Origin of the sequence: Sphaerochaeta halotolerans, assembly GCF_003429665.1 — a bacterium.
GTDB classification, from domain to species: Bacteria; Spirochaetota; Spirochaetia; order Sphaerochaetales; family Sphaerochaetaceae; genus Sphaerochaeta; species Sphaerochaeta halotolerans.
Genome location: NZ_QUWK01000001.1, coordinates 242,048 through 259,959, shown reverse-complemented (window position 1 = coordinate 259,959; position 17,912 = coordinate 242,048). Strand labels below are relative to the sequence as shown.

Sequence of the window (17,912 nt, the reverse complement as noted above, 5' to 3'; positions counted from 1 at the left end):
AAATTATAGTTTATTGCATTACTATTATATTTTTATAACTTAGTTATATATTTTTCAAAATGCATTATACAGTCAATGATAACAGGGCAATCATCACCCGTTCACCACATTCTCTGGATTCTCAGCAAGGAAGGCCTTGAGATTCCCTACTGCAATATCCATCAATCTCTGACGGCTTTCCTTGGGGGCCCAACTGATATGGGGAGTGATCAAGCAGTTCTTTGCCTGCAAGAGAGGATTGTCCTCCTTGATTGGTTCAGAAGAGACAACATCCAATCCCGCAGCAGCAATCTTGCCGCTGTTGAGGGCATCGGCAAGATCCTGTTCTACAATAAGTGGCCCTCTACTGTTGTTGATAAGGATTACCCCATCCTTCATTTTCTTGATGCTTTCCTTGTTTATGATGCCCTCGGTTTCAGGGAAGAGAGGGCAGTGTAAGGCGATCACATCACTTTCTGATAACAAGGTATCCAGGGAGACATACGTGTCTTTCAACTCAGGATTCTGATAGGAATCATACGCAATGACCCGCATTCCAAAAGCTTTTGCAATCCTGCCTGTCGCCTGACCAATCCGTCCATAGCCGATGATACCCATCGTCTTGCCGGCAAGTTCAATGAGCGGATAGTCCCAGAAACAGAAATCCGGAGCCTTACTCCATCTACCATCCTTGACCGCATCACTGTGGCGTTGAACGTGGTGACAGATTTCAAGCAACAGGGCGAAAACAAACTGTGCCACTGCGTCTGTACCATAGGTGGGTATGTTGGTGACTACCACCCCACACTCCTTGGCTGCCAGAATATCTACCACATTGTACCCAGTAGCCAGCACCCCGATATACCGTATTTTTTCAGCGTTCCTGATTGTTTCCCTTGTGAGCGGGGTCTTGTTGGTTATGATGATATCGGCATCAGCGACGCGCTGTGCAATCAAATCATCAGGAGTACGGTCATACACCGTCACATCTCCCAGTTCAGCAAAACCATCCCAGCTCAGGTCCCCTGGGTTCTCGGTATATCCATCCAAAATGACAATCTTGTGTTGCATACAGCCTCCTCCTATAGATATAGATACTTTAACCTACCTTTCTCCCTTTCCTCAATCACCTGGAAATGACAATTCCCCTCCTTATAGCAGAAGGGGAATAAACGCAAAGGAAATTGGTAATCTAGCGAACCACTCCCTCAAATACTGGATTACGAGGAGAAAGACTTCCAGCAGAGTATCCCCAAATGGAGGTATATTCAGCAGGATTCTCTCCCATTTCCTCCAACTGCCTTAGGTAATGGGCTATCGATTTCGATTCAATAATAACCACAGAACCCATCTCCTCAATCACCTTGCTATGTGGTCTGGTATGGTCAAACTCAAACTCCAGGATACGTCTGCCATCATCGGTTATACCGATGGTCCTGAAGGTATTGCTCTTCCCTACTCCTGGTAGGTTGATTGTATTTCTGTCGGTTGCAAGGAACGGGATTGCAGCTCCCTCACGCACCATGTTGATTTGCTCAACCATCTTCTTCGCCTCACGCATGAAGGGACGAAGGGTGGCAAGATAGCGTTGAGGCACTTGTCCGATGGAACTCTCTTCAAGTTGCTCCTGCATGCTCCTTGCGTTGGTTGCAAACAATTCCCGGTTCTCCTTGAAACCTTTGACAGTGAAGGTATAGTAAGGAAGTACTCCGATATCATTGAGAACCTTGCGCAGTTTGGCCGTATGCCCACGCCTGCTTGCCGCAACCGTGAAGACTTCCTGGTTGGTCACTGCCCAACCTGCATCGAGCAACCGCTTGATTGCCTTCTTGGTATCGGGAGTAATCTCCATAGCAGAGGAGATGTGTGTCTGGATCACACATTGGTCAATACCCAGCTTCTCTGCTTCAGCCTTGAAATCGGAGAGAACTTGCACAAGATCCTTGGTAACTCGTTGGGGAAGATAGACCGGGATTTTCGTCCCAAGACGAACCCTCCGCATGGTCGCATATTGATCCTCTTGCGAGCGTTGTTTGTTGTCTTCCAGCTTCTTTCTGGCCATCTCAAGTACTGCATCAAGAATTGAACGCAAAGACTTGACCGAACTCATGAAGGCATCCCCTCCGGTGATCAGGATATCCCAAAGATATGGGTCATTCCGGAAATACTCCATATTGGTGGCAAGTCGCTCTTCCCATGTCCGTTTTGGACGAAGCTTCTCCAGCTCAAAATTGAATCGTCCCGCCTGGAAGTCATACATCCGTTGGCAGTAGGAACAAAGCCCCCCGCAGGCTCTCCCCATTGTGTCCGGAATAAAAATTGCCACAGTAGGATACCGTCGGTGGACATTGTGTGAGGGAAGCAACCACCCAGCTGCATTAGGCTCCCCAGGTTTTGCGATATCTTCTTTCTCCCAGGCAACAATTGATCCAAACTCTTCCAAAAGGTCCTGGCTATAGAAGAGATAGGATCGTAGGGCAAGGTCACTTCCTGGGTGCTCCTGCATCGCCCTTGGACGGGTATCAATGAGCGAAAGGAAATAGGGAGTGGCAAAGATGGGAATACCCTTTCTTTCCGACTCTTTCATAATCCTGAGCGTCTCAGCATCCATGCTATTGTCTAGGTAGCGATTAAGCTCTTCAGCACTCCTCAGGGCAAAATGCAGGTGGAATCTGTCCTCCTTCCACCAAGCGAGTACCTGCTTGCGCTTCTGCTCATGACTCATGTCATCCCTAAACTGATAAAACGAACTCTTCCTTTTTCGGCCCTCAATTTGTTTGATCAGGAGCTCAACAATTCGCTCCTTATTCTTCGCCCTCCAGACAATCACCTCAGGGTCCAAGCCACTTGGATGGGAAGCCATCCACTGCTCTACCTGACTTCTTGCAGGAATTATACGGTCCTCCACTCCACTCAGCTGACCGATCAAATGGGCCATATCCTCAAGGAAATCAAGATGAACGGAAGTCTCTTGTCCCAACAAAACACGACGCAAAAGCGTGATAGGACGGGAAACAACAGTTTCTCCATGGAGGTTCAGGTCTTCATAGACAGCTCCTTCATGGTCGAGATAGTCCATCATCCTAAGGTATGCCATTGAGGTACTCATCAAGGTATAGTAGTCCTGTTCAGTCTGCCCCTCTCCAGTGTAATATGACCAGGCTTTTGGGAATCTTTGTTGCATCGTTGCAGCCGTCTCTTCACGGAGACGAGCTACCAAAGCCGCATCATCAAGCTTCTGGTCAAGGAACAAGGAGATAAGTTCTGGATTGTCTGCCTTCATCTTGGCGACAAGTTCAGCAATGCGATTGATAGATGTATTCATGTGCTAAAGATACAGGCATGGGTTATCTGATGTCAAGTATTCTATATTATTTATTATAATATAAGCATTTAGATTATTTTTAGATCCATGCTTTTGCATTTGACACCCTTATTATCCTCGTTATTGACATATCGCTTAGAGTCCCAACATCCCTCTCAGAGCCATTCCCGACTTGACTATCCTGAGAAAAGAACGTATGAATATATGCGTATATATTAGAGGTATTATGTTAGAATTCCATACACCGTCCCTTGCGGACAAACACTTGTTTCCTACTCACAGCAAGCACCTTGCCTATGAATATTACTATTCCTATGTTGCACTCTGGGCAGATGCAATCGGCATTACCCTATGCAAGACTGACACGGCCTTGTATATGCATCTTGAAGATGATGACTGTTTTCTGCTCCCCATTACCGATGACCTTCCTGGGGCAATGCAGGAACTCGAAGCACACTGCGCCGAAACCGGCCAGCGGTTTCTCCTTGAATGTGTACCCACCAAGGAAGCTAAACAGCTGAAGGAGATGGGTTACCAGGCCGAGCATGTCAGAGATCTTGATGACTACCTTTATGAAAGTGAGAAGCTCATCAAACTCTCTGGCAAAAAGTTGCAGAGCAAACGCAACCATATCAACCAATTTGAAAAGCATTACACCTATTCAGTGCGTGCCTTGAACAGCAAGGAATTGCGTGATGAGTGCTACAAAATGGCCTCCACAACCTGGCTCGATGGCAAGGACTGCACTACCAAAGAGATCAAGGATGAGCTGGGAGCACTGAAGCGGGCGCTCGATGGTTGGGATGAACTCAATTTCAAAGGAATCCTTGTCTGTGTAGACCACAATCTCACTGCTTTTACCATCGGTGAAGTTATCGACAAGGAGATGGCAATCGTACACTTCGAGAAGGCCGATACGTCTTACAAAGGGATCTACTCCGTCATCAACCAACTCTTTGTCAGTGAATACCTTTCAGATGTTCACTATGTGAACAGGCAGGAGGATGTGGGCATCCCAGGACTCAGAAAAGCCAAGCTCTCTTACAAACCAGACCTCATGGTAGAGAAGTACCGGGTGACAAAGTAACCATGATCATAGAGCGGGCAAAACCCAGTGACTATCAGGATCTCAAACAACTTTGGCTCATCGTATTCGACGAGGAGCCAACCTTCCTGGAGCACTTTTTTGCCACACGCATCTCCTATCAAGACATCTTTGTAGCACGGGAGGATGGCAGGCTGGTCAGTGCACTCCATGCACTGCCCCTCCATTATTGTAAACAGGGAAAAGAATATCCAACAAGCTACATTGTAGGGGCAGCAACCTACAAGGAGTACCGAAGACGGGGTATCATGGGCAATCTTCTGGAAGCAACCAGAAAAGCCTACGACCACCCCATCACACTTTTTCCTGCCCTCAGGTCTTTCTATGAAGCAAACGGATACTTCACCACCTCTTCAGTGCTCTCCTTCACCCTGGAAGCAGCCAAAAAAACACGGGAGAAACCGACCACCAAACACACATTTCAGAATCTGGATGCAATCTACCGAAGCGCTACCAGAGAAGAGGGAGCCCTCGTACGGGACGAAGAAGCATGGACCTTTCTCACTGACGGCTATGAAGTACTCTCTGTAGAGGGCGGCTATGCCTTCCTCAGTGAAGGAAAAGCCGTAGAGACCATGGTCCTTGATACCAATGCTGCTGAGAGAATGCTTTCTCTTCTTCATGATAGAGGAATCACAGAAATGCATACGCTCGCCTCTTCTCCGCTTGTCACGCTTCTTGGAAGGGAAAAAGGAGTGCCCATTCCGATGGGAATGAGCACTTCAGAAGAACTACAAGGTGTGTATATCGCTGAGCAGTATTAGCGCACTACGCCCTCGAAGTGTTGCGTCCACGTGTCTCCCTTGTCGTTTGTAACCTGCAAGGAGAACGGTATAACCGTCCCTGAAGGGGCATCTGAAGCGATGACAAAGCGGAAGGTGTTCGCTTCTCCCCGTACCTGTTGCTTGCTGCTGGTTGCCCAACGACTGTTGTTGGTACTCATCAACCCGGCATCCAAGGAACCAAGATAAATCTCATCAGAGAGAATGCGTACATACTTGCTCTCGCTGGTAAGCTTTGCCCGTAGTCCTGTAAGATCGACTGTCCCGGTATTGGCATAGGAAAAGCCCATGCTGATCTGGGTATTGGGAGGAAGTGCATTCTTGTCATAATAGAGAACGGTGATATCCTCAATGGCAAGCCGCTTCCAAAGTGCCTCAAAATAGCCACCCTTTCCTACTTTCTCATACGAAGAGGGATCAGTGATCAAGGTTCCTGTGCTCTTGTCGTACCAACCGGCGAAAATGGCTGACACATCATCAGTTACCGGGGTGGGAACCGTAACATCCTCTGTTTCAATGAACAAGTCAGTCCCACTGAGTGGGTCAACAAAGCGAACCCCTTCCTGATAGATGGCATAGAGGGTTTGGTTGGTATAGCTCATCTTGATCGTCTGGCCTCCTTGGTAGGTGACTTCATCAGGGGTCAGGCCCCAACCTGCAAGTACTCCAAGGCGAGCTGAGTTCATGCGAAGCTGTCCACTGGAGGGCAAGACAATCTCACTTCCGGGGACCTTGCGGATCTGCTGTCGATAGCTGTACCGATAGTTCTCTCCTTCTGAAGAGAAATCTAGGGTGAGCGTCGGACGGTAGTACGGGCTGTTCTCATACAACCATTCGGCATACTCACTCTTCTGTGGTTCATCAAGAGACAGAATCTGCTCAAGTAGATAATCGCTTGTGCTCTGGTCCATATGGTAGGTGGACAACAGATTCAGATGCTCTCGAGCTTCATAGTAAGATTCCCTGTCCCCTTTGGAGCGGGCTTCATACATCCGCTTACGAGCCTGTTCTGCCTCATTGGCTATGGCCTCATTGAGCTTATCGTATGACTTGGTGATCGACTCAAGACTCTGACTGCTCAAGTCCTTGCTCTGGATAGTGGCATACTGCTCTTCTGCAGTCGGGGTCGCTGCCACAGTCATCATTCCCACAGTAAGAATTACAGTCATCAATAAGAGTATACGTATTCGTTTCATAGGATTTCCTCCTTTCATCTGCATAATCTGTTGTATCTATCTACTGTAATATCAACACACAATAAGGAAGGCAACCAGCAAAGCGAAATCTTCATGTACTCTTTAATTCTGTGAAGAAATATGAAGCTCCACCCTCCTCCCTGAATAACTGAGAATACCTTCCTGAACCAAGGAAGCAAGTTCCCGGCTAAGTGAGGTTCGGGCGAATCCCAAACGCTCTGCAAGCTCTTTCTTCGAAGTAGGCAGAACAACGGTAGTGCTTCCTTGGATTCTCGAAAGATTCTGCAGGTAGGCAAGCAGACTTTTTCTCAAGCTCTCAGCAGAGAGCTTGGTAACCGTCATACTCAACTCATGCGCACGATCACTGACCAGGTTCAAAAGAGTAGAGAGAAATTCCACTCTTGCTTCACAGAGGTCAAGCACCAGTGCCCTGGGAAGGTGCAACACAGCCGAATCATCATCACTGACTACTGTCATTGGATAATGGTTGTATCGACTGAACAGAAGCGTTGCGCCCCACACATCACCTGGTTCCAGTACTCGTACCTTGAATATCTTCCCCTCGTCATCCACGCTCTGGACGGAGATGGTTCCTTCTATCACCACATCGAGGGTGGTGCATACCTCCCCACTGAGATAGATCATCTGGCCCTTGGAGTAGCTACCGAGGCTTGCGCCTCCTTCAGAAAACAAGGAAGCGAGCAATTCCGATCCAAAGTCCTCAAACAACCAGATATTTTCCAGCAATGGAAGGATATCCATGGAAACCTCCAAAAGTGTAACATAGGTAACAGTATAATGTACAAGATACCGGTATGCTAGGAATATCTATCGCTTAAAGGAGTCAAGCATGATTGAAACAGTATATGCCTACACGAAAACTGACGAGAAAGTTATTGAAAAACTGGTGGGAGACGACCAGGTCATGATTAACCATGTAGTCCTGGGCAATGGGGAGGCACTTCCTGAGCACTTCAGTGACTCCAATGTCTATCTCACGATTGTACGGGGAATACTCTCAGCTACCTTTGGCGATCAGGAAGCCCATTACTGCCAAGGTGCAATCGTGAACGTGCCGGCCAACACCAAGATGAATATCGCAAACACCCATGATGAACCAGTTGAGTTCTTCATTGTAAAAGCACCCCATCCAAGGGTATACAAGGAACAATAATCATGAAGAAAACCATCCAGCGGATAGTGCAAGTTCTTTTTCTCGGTCTCTTCCTTTTCTTGCTCATCAGGGGCAAGGTACAAGTGTGGATCGGCATCTTCCTCCTTTCACTTGTACTCTCTCTCTTCTTCTCCCGTTTCTACTGTGGGTGGATCTGTCCAATCAACACACTCCTGAAGCCGATTACCTTCCTGAAGAAAAAGTTTCGTGTGGGCAGTATAAGGACACCTTCCTTCCTCAAGAACGGAGTACTAAGAATTTTGTTGTTGGTAGCCTTCCTTGGGTTGATGGTTTTCACCTTGCGCTCAGGCAAACAACTGCCAGTGCTCCCAGCACTCGTAGCCATCGGTGTCTTCCTCTCGCTCTTCTTTGAAGAAGAACTCTGGCATCGCTGGCTCTGTCCCTATGGAACCCTTCTTTCGCTCCCCAGCAGGGCAGCAAAGAAACAGATGGTAATCGATGCTGAGCTTTGCACCAACTGTGGCAGATGTAAAAGGGTCTGTCCTTCTGGAGCAATCGTGAAGGAAGAGAAACATCGAATCATCAAGAGCGAGTGCCTGGTATGCCATGAGTGTGAGCGGGTATGCACCAAGGGTGCCATCAGTTACAAATAAATCATAACCATTGTCTAGGTGAGAATAGAACAACAGGGAGAGCAAAAGCTCTCCCTGTTGTTGTGATGCTTTTTTTACTGTGGTACGTTATTTCTTCTCTTTCCGGAAGCAGAGGAACCAATCAAGGCAGTATTGGTTCTCATCCTTGCTTTCCATCCGTTCCTTGGCGGTACCGCATGAACCTGGGGTGGGGATGATGACATCCTGACCTGGTCTCCAGTTTGCCGGAGTAGCGATATGCTCCTTGTCAGCCTTCTGTAAGGCCATCACCACGCGTTTGATCTCATCAAAGTTACGGCCAGTGGAAGCAGGATAGTACATAATGGTTCTCACCACACCTTCGCCATCGATGATGAAAACAGCACGAACCGCCTGGGTGGATGATTGTGACTGGACCATGCCATACTTCTTGGCAACATCCATCTTGATATCCTCAATTACCGGGAACTTGACCTCAATACCCTTCATTCCGTTCCATTCCAGCTCCTGAATCTTTCTCAGCCATGCAATGTGTGCATAGAGGGAGTCGATGGAGAGACCGATAAGCTCAGTATTCATTGCCTTGAACTCGTCAGCCATGGAGGCAAAGGTCATGAACTCCGTGGTACAGACAGGGGTAAAATCAGCGGGATGGCTGAAAAGGATCACCCATTTTCCCTTATAGTCCTCGGGAAAGTTGATATCACCCTGTGTGGTCACTGCATGAAAGGCGGGGGCCTTGTCTCCAATCAAAGGAAGTGTTGCATTGTTCTGTACTTCGTCCATTTCTATAATCTCCTTGGTATGTGATACGTTTGTTGTATGCAGTAATAGTAATCATTTCTTTTAATAATATCAAGTACTTATTGATTATTATTTTTATTAAGTATAACTGTATCATTATTCCCTTGGAAACAATACATTTATGATAATTCTCGTCAATCTGCTCTTTTTTCGTCATTAATTCCTTGTCATTTTAGGTAACTCATCTGTAGAATTGCAGTACCTATATGCGTAAGAAGAAACGAGTAAGTATTCGAGGCAATTTCATCATCGGCCTGCTTCTTATCTGTGTAACCCTGATCTTTATCGGGGTCCTGAAGAACAGGCTGACTTCCCAGGCGATTGAAACCAATCGCTTGGTTTCCCATACCTATAAAGTGATCACAGAAACCAATGCCATGAAACGCACATTCCAAAACATCCGCATCAATGAACGCGGGTACTTGCTTACCGGGGACCGCTCCTACATGGAAAGCATCGGGGTGAGTACCTACTCCTTCGACCAGCGCCTCATGAAGCTGAGAATCCTTCTGAAAGAGAACGAGGAACAGAAAAGAAGACTGGACCTCCTGAAAATTACCTTTGATACATTGATCGATGAGAGTGTACAACCCCTCTTGCAGTATCGCAAACCCATTCTTGAAGATTCAACTTTCTTAACCGAGCAGGAAGAAATCTTGGAACTTTTCGAACACAGCGAAGCCATCTCCAAGACATTGGAACAAATTCTTGATGATATTGAAGCTGAAGAATATACACTTTTGGAAATGCGTCAGAGTGCTGTAGAAAGATGGTCTGCCATTGACCAGAAGGTCACCTTCCTTGGGCCGGTATTGGTCGTTATTATTGCATTCCTCTCTGGGATTGGGGCGATCAATCGACTGGAGGTCTACCAGAAGCAACAAGAGAAGGACCAAAGGGAACTGAGGGAGGCCCGTGATCGCTTTGCCAGCATTATCAAGGGTTCAAACCTAGGCTCGTGGGAGTGGAATCTTATAGATAACACTATCAAGATCAATGACATGTGGGCAGAGATGCTTGGATACACAAAAGAAGAGCTGGAGCCCACCACCTTTGATACCTTCACCCGCTTCGTTCACCCCAAGGACCTTGATAGGGCCTTGAAGCTGCTTGAAGATCACAAACTCGGCAAGAGTGAATTCTATAGTTGTGATCTTAGGATGCAACACAAGGATGGCCATTGGATCTGGGTCTTCGATCGTGGACAAGTGATAAGCCGCGATGAGAATGGAAAGGCCCTGCTCATGAGCGGAACCCATGCAGACATCACTGAGCGCGTCCTCCAGGCAGAAGCACTTGAGCAAAGCGAAGAAGAGAGCAGAAGACTTTTTGAGGCAATGAACCAAGGCTTCGCATACTGCCAGATTCTCCTTGACGAGGAAGGGAACCCCAATGACTTTCTCATCCTCAGGGTAAACAAGAACTTTGAAACACAGACCGGCCTCATTCCTGAGTTTTCTGTGGGGAAGCGAATCACAGAACTCTTGCCGCATGTAGAGCCCTATTGGTTCACTCATAACGGGGAGGTTGCACTTACAGGGAAATCAAAAACGTTTGAGGCTTTCAACAGTGACTTGAACCGACTCTTCAGGATCTCCTCATTCAGCCCTTCATATGGCTACTTTGCCATGATCATCGATGACATCACTGGCCAAAAGCAGATGGAAAAACAATTATACTATGAGAAGACCCTGTTCGAAACCACACTGCTCTCTGTTGGTGATGGTGTTATTTCCACCGATGCAGAGGGGAATGTTCAATTCATGAACAAGGTAGCTGAAAAGCTCACCGGCTGGCAGGCAGACGAGGCAAAAGGCCGGCCATTTGAAGAGGTGTTCAAGATTCTCTGCGGAAGCGACCGCCACCCTTGTCCAAATCCAGTGAAACAGGTACTGGAGACCAAGAGACAGGTTGAACTGGACGAGGATACCATTCTGATCGCACGTGATGGGGACGAACGTTTCATCAACGACAGCACAGCCCCCATTCTCAGCGCCAACCAAAACGTTACCGGTGTTGTCCTTGTCTTCAGGGACAGTACCAACCAACGGGTCAAGCAGGATGAGATCCGGATGCTGAGCGTGACAGACCCCCTGACCACGCTCCCCAACCGGCGCTATTATGAGCAAGCAAAAGAGGAGTTGAATGAGGAGCCCTACTACCCCCTTACCTTGGTACTTGCCGATGTAAACGGGCTCAAGCTTACCAATGATGCGTTCGGTCATAAGACTGGTGACGAGTTGCTGCGCAAGGTCTCTGAAATCATGCGCAAGACCTGCAGGGATGACGATATTGTCAGCAGGATTGGTGGTGATGAGTTCGTACTTCTGCTTCCTCAAACCGATGCGCTTCATGCACAGTCCATTGTAAATCGTATCAACAAGGCTTTGGAGAAGGAGAAGATCAGGGGAATCCAGCTCTCTGTCTCCTTTGGCTATGCAGTAAAGGAAAAGGACGAGGAGAGTTACGAGGATACATTCAAGGTTGCAGAGGACTCAATGTACCGCAACAAGCTCAAGCAGAGCATGACCTTCAAGAAACAGGTAATCGACACCCTGCTCTCCAAGCTTTTTGAACAGGAGGAAGGAGCCGAGGAACATAGCAATCTGGTTGCATCCTTGGCGAGTGCGTTTGCTGAGGTGCTTGGATATCGTAAGGAAGAGGTGAAAAATCTCAGGCTTGCAGGGCTGTACCATGACCTGGGCAAGATTGCCATCACCCCGTCCATTCTCTCCAAACCAAAGGAAGAGCTCACCCGAACCCAGGTCATGGAATTGCAGAGACACACTGAAATCGGATACAACATTCTTCGCTCTGTTGGGGAGTATGCCCCCTTTGCAGAGGCGGTGTTGCATCATCACGAAAAGTGGGATGGTAGTGGATATCCACAGGGTCTGAAACAGGAAGAAATTCCAGAGAGCGCCCAAATCCTTGCCATTGCAAACACATATGCAGACCACCTTCCCTCACTGGGGTTGGAGAAGACCATTGCATTCATGCAGGAACGGTCAAATACCTATTTCAACCCAGCATTGCTTGAAACATTCATAACCAAGGTAGTAAAGGCTCAATCCTGACGGAAACCAGTCTACAATGTGAGCAATAGTACGATCAGCTCTCCCTGGTTACACTACCCGCCTGGTAGGTTTTCTGTGTTGATCCATAGACCAGGCCAACGACAGCAAGCAGAATTCCCGAGATGATTAACAGCCACTCCACAGGAACCCTGTCGGCCAAGGGGCCGAAGAGCAAGATTCCCAGCGGGATTGCACTACCGCTCAGCAGTTGCACAATAGAGAATACCCTTCCCATCTTATCTTCATCTGTTATCTCCTGGATCATGACAATCTCAGCAGAGTTCATCACCGGGACAAAGATTCCTCCAAGTCCAAGGATGATGAGATAAATAAGAAAGGTGGGCGCAACGCCCAAAAGGGCGAAACTCAAACCAAAGGCAACCAAGGAAAGTGCAATGGCACGAACCTTGTTGGAAAAAGATCCCTTTAGGGTTATGATCAACCCACCCAACAAGGTACCTGCCGTCCATACCATTTCATTGGCAGTCAACTTCCACACATCACTACCAAAGCTCCGTTCCACCAACAGAGGGGTCAGGATTGCAGCTGGGGTGATGAGAAAAAAGGAAAAACCATAACAGATCAGGAGATTACGCAACAGAGGCTTATGGAAGGTATAGGAGAGACCCTTTTTAATGTCTTGTATCATACTGGTCCCTTCCTCCAGTCGCTTCCTAGCCCCTACTTTGATGAAGGAAAAGGTCACCACTGCAAAAATGGCAGTGACCACATCGAGCAAGAGCGTCCAGGTAAGATCAAATAGCCCCAGCATCATGCCACCAACAGCGGGAGAGAGCAACAACAACACTGAATTGATGCTCTGGTTCACCCCTTGGATACGCACCAGGTGTTCCTCACTGACCAATTGGGGAATGATGGCATTCACGGCAGGGGTCTGTATCCCGCTTCCAATGGAACGTACCACTGAAACAGCAAGCAGGGCTCCAATGGAAGATGAACCCCTTGCATAGAAGAGGACAAGGCCTAGCGTGGCTAGGGCGATGAAACTATCAGAGAGCATGATCAGGTGCTTCCGGTTGTACCGGTCTGCCCACACCCCACTGGAAAGACTGATCAGGAGATGGGGAACCATCTGGGCAAGGGTGGCATACATCAGGAACACTCCTGATGAGGTCTCAAGGGTGATGTACCAGATAATGGCATATCCTACGACTGAGGAACCAAATAGGGAAAGATTTTGGCTTATAAGAAACAGGACAACAGATTTCGTAAAAAGAGCATTGTTGCGTTTTGTTTTCATAGTAGTACCATGGGTTTCTATAAGAACAGGGAAATAGGTTCTCCCTACCGGCTCTAGCACTGTAGCGAGCGCTTTAGGCTCTGTCCAGAGGTTTGCCTCGGAAGCGGACACAGTTCCTTCCTGCTTTTTTTGCCTCATACAGGCAATCATCAGCCTCTCGATAGAGTTGGTCAAAACTGGTGGATCGACCAGAGGAAACTCCCAGGGATACGGTCAGACGAATGGAGTGCTGCTCATGGTTGAACACCTGATTTTCTACATACCTCCTGAGATGTTCGGCAAAAGCAACCGCCTCTTCCCTGCTTTTATGGGAACTGAAGATGGCAAACTCTTCACCGCCAAACCTACAGGTTATGCTCGATTTATCAACTTCCACTTTGAGTATGGCACCGATGGATTGCAGGACTGCATCACCACAGCGATGCCCCCACTGGTCATTGACCTGCTTGAAGTGGTCAAGATCGAAGTAAATGAGATGTGATAATCCAGAGGTCAGGGAGAGCTGTTTTTCCACCTTTTCTATGAACGTCTGTCTGTTATAAAGCCCTGTAAGCCCATCAATCTCTGCACGTTGCTGTAGTTCTAAGGTACGCCGCTTGAGCAAGGTAATATTCTGGATCAGGGTGATGACCCCAATGACCTCCGTGGTTTTCGAGGTAATCGGGTAGAGTTCAGCGAGCAGTGACTTTCCATTCAAGGTAAAATCAAAGGAGGCTCTCTCATTCTTGCGTACAGCGTTTCCCCACCTGGGAATCTGAAGATACATCTGCTCTTCAACCGAACCCATATCAGTGTCCAGAAGTTCCTTTGCTGCAGGATTCATGTCTACAACGCGACCTTCCCCATCACAGATGACAATGCCTTCTCCTAGAAAGCGAAAAGCCTGTTCCCTTGCAAGTGGGGCAAGCTTGAGTAGGTCAAAACGATACATTCCAAAAAGAAAGAAGAGCCCAGAGAGGGCAAAGACCCCACTGATGGGCAATATCTGAAGAAATTGTTCATTACTCACTACCTTTGCCATGGCATACAGAAAGGGAATCACTGCACCCAATAGAAGAATGTATGACTGTTTTCTCATGGAGGAACTGGTGGTTGCAACAAAGATGATTACCAATACGAGAGAAAAAACCATGAGGAAGAAGTTACCTGAGATCAGGAATTTGCCGAGGACCGTAGTCTCTACCACCAAAACTGAAAATTGTGAAGAATTCACCAGGGTTATGGAATTACGAATCCAATGGTGCAGGAAATCTGTCCCTACCAAGAAGATGCCTACCCCCTGGTAGAGATAGAGTATCCTACCAATCTGTTTTTGCCTGTCTCTCCAATATCCTGTATATGCCAAACAAAAAAGCAAGGAGGCAACAGGAGTGTAGAATACTCCAATTTGGCAGATATTGCGCCATAGCACTTTGAAAAAATAGGTATAGCTGACCATTTCTGCGAAAGAGGTCACAGACCAAACAAGCATGAACAGAACTGTAATGAACAACTCTTTTGCAGCACGTTTGCTTCGAACTTTCCAGACTGCAACAAGCACGCTGAGAAGCATACCAATGGAAAGCAAATTAAAGAAAAGGACGGGGAAGCTAAGCATTTTGACTCCTCGAGATTTCCTGCATTGTACCAGAGAATAGTGGAAATCAGCAGAAGAAATTTAGCTAACCAGCCAATTCATTGCCTTTTCTTCCTCTTCTGTGAAGTAAATTTCCTTTCCCTTGTTGCTTTCCAGGATAAAGGAGCGCAAACTGGAGCTACCAAGAGAGGTGAAATCCCCTACAATGGCAAGCCGCATCTGGTAGGTCACAAATTTCTGGAGCACTTCTCCAGCAATCTGAGAATAAAACTTCCTTTGAGGACACCTTTGCAACCACAATTCCGTTCTTGGTCATATAATCAATCTTCATGAACTACTCACTTCTCTTTCCAAGATACTTCACCATCACATACGCATCCCCTCTCTCATCGACAACAGCGAACCCAAGGCGTTGATAAAGACTGCAAGCCCTGTTCTCTTTCTGCACGGAGAGAGATACCCTTTGATATCCAGCATTGCTCACAACGGTACACATCTCCTCAATAAGCTGACTACCCAGGCCCTTACTGCGGTAGGAGGAGTCTATGGAAATACAGAGCTCTGGCGTTTCTTTATCCAAAAATCCATACCCTGGGTCATGGGAATCAAACAACCGTACCCAAACAGCACCAACCACCTTGCCTTGGACTTCTCCAACCAATGCGTAATCTCCTTCCCTGCCAAAGTCCTGCACATAGTGACGGAGTGAAGGATCATCCAGAACTGATAAAGGAGGAGGCACTTCACCTTCAGCCACATAGATGGCTTCATACAAGAAATGGTTGAGCAACGCATATTCTCTTCTCCATAGAGGTCGAATGGCAAGTACATACTTCAGAGAGGCTATTACCTGCATGTTCGCACTATGGGGATGCATATCCACCCCTTGGACGACCTGTACCTGGTAGAATCCGTTTTGAACCAAGTACTGTAGGTCCCTTTTCAAGGTACGCTCCTGCCTGCTGAGATAGATTATCCGCTTTGGTCTGATGGTAATAACGGACTCCAAAAGAGAACGTTTACATCCCTCTTCCGATGGAGAGAGAAAGAGAATGTCACAGGCCTTTCCCCGTTTTGCAAGTTGCCGGAGCTGTTTCTCGTTGTTTCCCACAAAACGCTGTACATGCTCAAGGTCATTCAGTGCTGCCTCATCACAATAGGGGGTATGTTCCTGCAGTACATAACCCTGGCTTGCTCCTTCTCCCACAGAAAGCAAAGCCAAAATGCCATGCATGGTGCAGCAGTCAATTACAACATCCCCCTTCTTGATATGGGCAAGTTCCATCACTTTCTTGTAGAGTACCTCCGCCTGGGAGGGAGAACTGGGGAAGTCAGAAGTAGGAGGAAGGGAGAATTTCAGAGTACAGAGGGTCTCCTCGATTGCTGAACGACCCCAAAATGGAAGGGGATTGTTCACCCCGTCAGTCAGGACAATACCGATTATCTCAGCATGCTCCCTTCGCAATGCGTGCAAAAAAGAAGCAAAAGGAGGCTCTATCTCCTCTGAAAGGGTAAAGCACAGGAGTACCTGTTCCAGGTCCCCTCTGAGACGCAGTGACACTTTTGTTGCCGGGAAGGAAGTATCGAGGTCGTGTTCAATTGCAAGACGTTTGATGGTCTTCAGTATCCGCTCGGCCAAGGGATGCCTAAGCATGCATGCCTCCAAGGCAAGGAATTGATTCTGCCTTGTACTTACTACTCCTGAAGCGAACTTTCCACGCCAGTCCAATCCAAATTGAGCTTCCACATGGTACAGGAACCCTTCTTTCTCCTCCATTCCGACCATTGGCTCTACACGATCGGCAAGCTGTGCAAACTGGGTATGTAGGTAAGTACTTTGGATCTCCAGCTGCTTGTGATAGGGGTGTTCCATGAGTGGACAGTGACCGCAGACACGAAGTGCGGGACATTTGGCATAGGTTTCCATACCCACTACGGTGCGGGTAAAAGCGATGTTTGTCAATTGTATTTGTCCACTCTCTTTGGTATGCTTACGCTATGAAATACGTACGATTCAAATACCAAGAAGAGGTCTTATATGGCCTGCTCTCAGAGAATACCATCCAGGTGCTCAAAGGTTCACCCTTTACAAGCTATACCGAAACCAATGAAAAGCTCTCCTTGGAAGAGGTTGCATTGCTTACTCCCTGTGATTATTCAAAAGCCATCTGTATTGGTTTGAACTATAGTGACCATGCCAAGGAATTCCAACTTCCCATCCCCACTGAACCGGTGGTTTTCATGAAGCCTTCCACTGCTGCACTTGCACCGAACAAGGAAATCATCTACCCAGAGATGAGCAACCGTCTCGATTACGAGGCTGAACTTGCCGTGGTTATCGGGAAGAAGGCTCATTTTGTCAGTGAGGAAAATGCTGCTTCTTACATACTCGGGTACACGTGCGCCAACGATATTACAGCGCGGGACCTGCAACCAAAGCAGGGTCAGTGGACGGTGGCTAAGAGTTTTGACACATTCTGTCCCTTTGGACCATACATCAGCAATGAGGTCGACCCGAGTAATCTTACGATTGAAAGCAGGGTCAACGGCAGGACCATGCAGAAGTCCAATACCAGCAACCTAATCTTCTCCGTACCCTTCCTGGTAAGCTACCTATCCCAAGTAATGACATTGCTTCCCGGAGACATCATCCTCACTGGAACGCCAGGAGGTATCAGCGGGATGCACAAGGGAGATACGGTGGAGATCCTGATCGAAGGACTTGGTGTGCTTCGCAACACCATAGCTTGAAGAAAGAGCCGATGGGATTAGTGTCCTATCGGCTCCTCTCTTCAGCAATCCAATTGAGGATGCCTCCACACGCTGTTCGTTGTGCAGGAAGACAGGTCAATATCCAGATCATTGATGCTGACCGAGCAATTTGCCTCGTTCAATATATTCTCTGCATAGTATTTATGAATAACTTACAATATATTCTGAAAACCAACAATCCAATTTCAGAATTGTACTTGCAAATCCATTTTGGATCATTCCTAGAGAAAACAGAATCGTCCGAATACCCCCTGGCACACCTGTTGCC

The 17,912-nt window shown here is 47.5% G+C and carries 15 protein-coding genes; 6 read left to right on the top strand and 9 right to left on the bottom strand.

Translation table 11 applies throughout. The features are described from left to right. Positions 1 to 93 precede the first annotated feature (93 nt). Positions 94 to 1,050, bottom strand: a complete 957-nt coding sequence (locus DYP60_RS01175) for a D-2-hydroxyacid dehydrogenase (RefSeq protein WP_117329032.1) — start codon at positions 1,048 to 1,050, stop codon at positions 94 to 96. A gap of 121 nt (positions 1,051 to 1,171) precedes the next feature. Continuing rightward, entirely contained in the window at positions 1,172 to 3,304 is a 2,133-nt protein-coding gene (locus tag DYP60_RS01170) for a KamA family radical SAM protein (RefSeq protein WP_117329031.1), read from the bottom strand. A 226-nt stretch (positions 3,305 to 3,530) separates the two neighbouring features. Between DYP60_RS01170 and DYP60_RS01165 the strand changes: the two genes are divergently transcribed. Both DYP60_RS01165 and DYP60_RS01160 read left to right on the top strand, forming a co-directional pair. Further along, positions 3,531 to 4,391 carry a DUF2156 domain-containing protein gene (locus DYP60_RS01165; RefSeq protein WP_117329030.1) on the top strand — a complete coding sequence of 287 codons (861 nt, stop codon included), beginning with the start codon at positions 3,531 to 3,533 and terminating at the stop codon, positions 4,389 to 4,391. A 2-nt stretch (positions 4,392 to 4,393) separates the two neighbouring features. Then, positions 4,394 to 5,173, top strand: a complete 780-nt coding sequence (locus tag DYP60_RS01160) for a GNAT family N-acetyltransferase (protein ID WP_117329029.1) — start codon at positions 4,394 to 4,396, stop codon at positions 5,171 to 5,173. Here the strand turns inward: DYP60_RS01160 and DYP60_RS01155 are convergent. Together DYP60_RS01155 and DYP60_RS01150 are read right to left on the bottom strand one after the other, a co-directional pair. Next, positions 5,170 to 6,387, bottom strand: coding sequence for a hypothetical protein (locus tag DYP60_RS01155; RefSeq protein WP_117329028.1), 1,218 nt, complete (start codon positions 6,385 to 6,387; stop codon positions 5,170 to 5,172). The two genes, DYP60_RS01160 and DYP60_RS01155, sit on opposite strands and share 4 nt — an antisense overlap. Positions 6,388 to 6,489: 102 nt before the next feature. Then, positions 6,490 to 7,149, bottom strand: a complete 660-nt coding sequence (locus DYP60_RS01150; RefSeq protein ID WP_117329027.1) for a Crp/Fnr family transcriptional regulator — start codon at positions 7,147 to 7,149, stop codon at positions 6,490 to 6,492. A gap of 88 nt (positions 7,150 to 7,237) precedes the next feature. Here DYP60_RS01150 and DYP60_RS01145 point away from each other — a divergent pair, with 88 nt between their 5' ends. Next, positions 7,238 to 7,561, top strand: coding sequence for a cupin domain-containing protein (locus tag DYP60_RS01145; protein ID WP_117329026.1), 324 nt, complete (start codon positions 7,238 to 7,240; stop codon positions 7,559 to 7,561). Between the two features lie 2 nt (positions 7,562 to 7,563). Further along, the gene (locus DYP60_RS01140; protein WP_117329025.1) at positions 7,564 to 8,175 is read left to right on the top strand and encodes a 4Fe-4S binding protein; all 612 of its coding nucleotides are present in this window, start codon (positions 7,564 to 7,566) and stop codon (positions 8,173 to 8,175) included. A gap of 87 nt (positions 8,176 to 8,262) precedes the next feature. Here DYP60_RS01140 and DYP60_RS01135 read toward each other — a convergent pair whose 3' ends face one another. Beyond that, on the bottom strand, positions 8,263 to 8,940 hold the full coding sequence (locus tag DYP60_RS01135; RefSeq protein WP_117329024.1) for a peroxiredoxin: 678 nt from the start codon (positions 8,938 to 8,940) through the stop codon (positions 8,263 to 8,265). 224 nt (positions 8,941 to 9,164) lie between these two features. On the opposite strand from DYP60_RS01135, the gene DYP60_RS01130 reads away from it, so the two are divergent. Beyond that, the gene (locus DYP60_RS01130) at positions 9,165 to 12,035 is read left to right on the top strand and encodes a PAS domain S-box protein (RefSeq protein ID WP_117329023.1); all 2,871 of its coding nucleotides are present in this window, start codon (positions 9,165 to 9,167) and stop codon (positions 12,033 to 12,035) included. 34 nt (positions 12,036 to 12,069) lie between these two features. On the opposite strand, the gene DYP60_RS01125 is transcribed toward DYP60_RS01130, so the two are convergent. The 4 genes from DYP60_RS01125 to DYP60_RS14495 all read right to left on the bottom strand — a co-directional run bounded on the left by DYP60_RS01125 (position 12,070) and on the right by DYP60_RS14495 (position 16,799). Next, entirely contained in the window at positions 12,070 to 13,296 is a 1,227-nt protein-coding gene (locus DYP60_RS01125) for an MFS transporter (protein WP_117329022.1), read from the bottom strand. 73 nt (positions 13,297 to 13,369) lie between these two features. Then, positions 13,370 to 14,893, bottom strand: a complete 1,524-nt coding sequence (locus DYP60_RS01120) for a histidine kinase N-terminal 7TM domain-containing diguanylate cyclase (RefSeq protein WP_117329021.1) — start codon at positions 14,891 to 14,893, stop codon at positions 13,370 to 13,372. Positions 14,894 to 14,953: 60 nt separating this feature from the next. Next, positions 14,954 to 15,166 carry a DUF4180 domain-containing protein gene (locus DYP60_RS01115; RefSeq protein ID WP_272916405.1) on the bottom strand — a complete coding sequence of 71 codons (213 nt, stop codon included), beginning with the start codon at positions 15,164 to 15,166 and terminating at the stop codon, positions 14,954 to 14,956. A 40-nt stretch (positions 15,167 to 15,206) separates the two neighbouring features. Further along, positions 15,207 to 16,799, bottom strand: coding sequence for a GNAT family N-acetyltransferase (locus tag DYP60_RS14495; RefSeq protein WP_237446308.1), 1,593 nt, complete (start codon positions 16,797 to 16,799; stop codon positions 15,207 to 15,209). A gap of 71 nt (positions 16,800 to 16,870) precedes the next feature. On the opposite strand from DYP60_RS14495, the gene DYP60_RS01105 reads away from it, so the two are divergent. Beyond that, a complete protein-coding gene (locus tag DYP60_RS01105; protein ID WP_117329019.1) occupies positions 16,871 to 17,623 on the top strand; it encodes a fumarylacetoacetate hydrolase family protein in 753 nt (250 codons plus the stop codon). Positions 17,624 to 17,912: the final 289 nt, after the last annotated feature.

Excerpts from the sequence above, each read along its gene's own strand:
- DYP60_RS01105 (WP_117329019.1), top strand. The coding sequence starts at position 16,871 with ATGAAATACGTACGATTCAAATACCAAGAAGAGGTCTTATATGGCCTG.
- DYP60_RS01155 (WP_117329028.1), bottom strand. The coding sequence starts at position 6,387 with ATGAAACGAATACGTATACTCTTATTGATGACTGTAATTCTTACTGTG.
- DYP60_RS01145 (WP_117329026.1), top strand. The coding sequence starts at position 7,238 with ATGATTGAAACAGTATATGCCTACACGAAAACTGACGAGAAAGTTATT.
- DYP60_RS01135 (WP_117329024.1), bottom strand. The coding sequence starts at position 8,940 with ATGGACGAAGTACAGAACAATGCAACACTTCCTTTGATTGGAGACAAG.
- DYP60_RS01175 (WP_117329032.1), bottom strand. The coding sequence starts at position 1,050 with ATGCAACACAAGATTGTCATTTTGGATGGATATACCGAGAACCCAGGG.
- DYP60_RS01170 (WP_117329031.1), bottom strand. The coding sequence starts at position 3,304 with ATGAATACATCTATCAATCGCATTGCTGAACTTGTCGCCAAGATGAAG.
- DYP60_RS01120 (WP_117329021.1), bottom strand. The coding sequence starts at position 14,893 with ATGCTTAGCTTCCCCGTCCTTTTCTTTAATTTGCTTTCCATTGGTATG.
- DYP60_RS14495 (WP_237446308.1), bottom strand. The coding sequence starts at position 16,799 with ATGGAAACCTATGCCAAATGTCCCGCACTTCGTGTCTGCGGTCACTGT.
- DYP60_RS01165 (WP_117329030.1), top strand. The coding sequence starts at position 3,531 with ATGTTAGAATTCCATACACCGTCCCTTGCGGACAAACACTTGTTTCCT.
- DYP60_RS01130 (WP_117329023.1), top strand. The coding sequence starts at position 9,165 with ATGCGTAAGAAGAAACGAGTAAGTATTCGAGGCAATTTCATCATCGGC.
- DYP60_RS01140 (WP_117329025.1), top strand. The coding sequence starts at position 7,564 with ATGAAGAAAACCATCCAGCGGATAGTGCAAGTTCTTTTTCTCGGTCTC.
- DYP60_RS01160 (WP_117329029.1), top strand. The coding sequence starts at position 4,394 with ATGATCATAGAGCGGGCAAAACCCAGTGACTATCAGGATCTCAAACAA.
- DYP60_RS01125 (WP_117329022.1), bottom strand. The coding sequence starts at position 13,296 with ATGAAAACAAAACGCAACAATGCTCTTTTTACGAAATCTGTTGTCCTG.
- DYP60_RS01150 (WP_117329027.1), bottom strand. The coding sequence starts at position 7,149 with ATGGATATCCTTCCATTGCTGGAAAATATCTGGTTGTTTGAGGACTTT.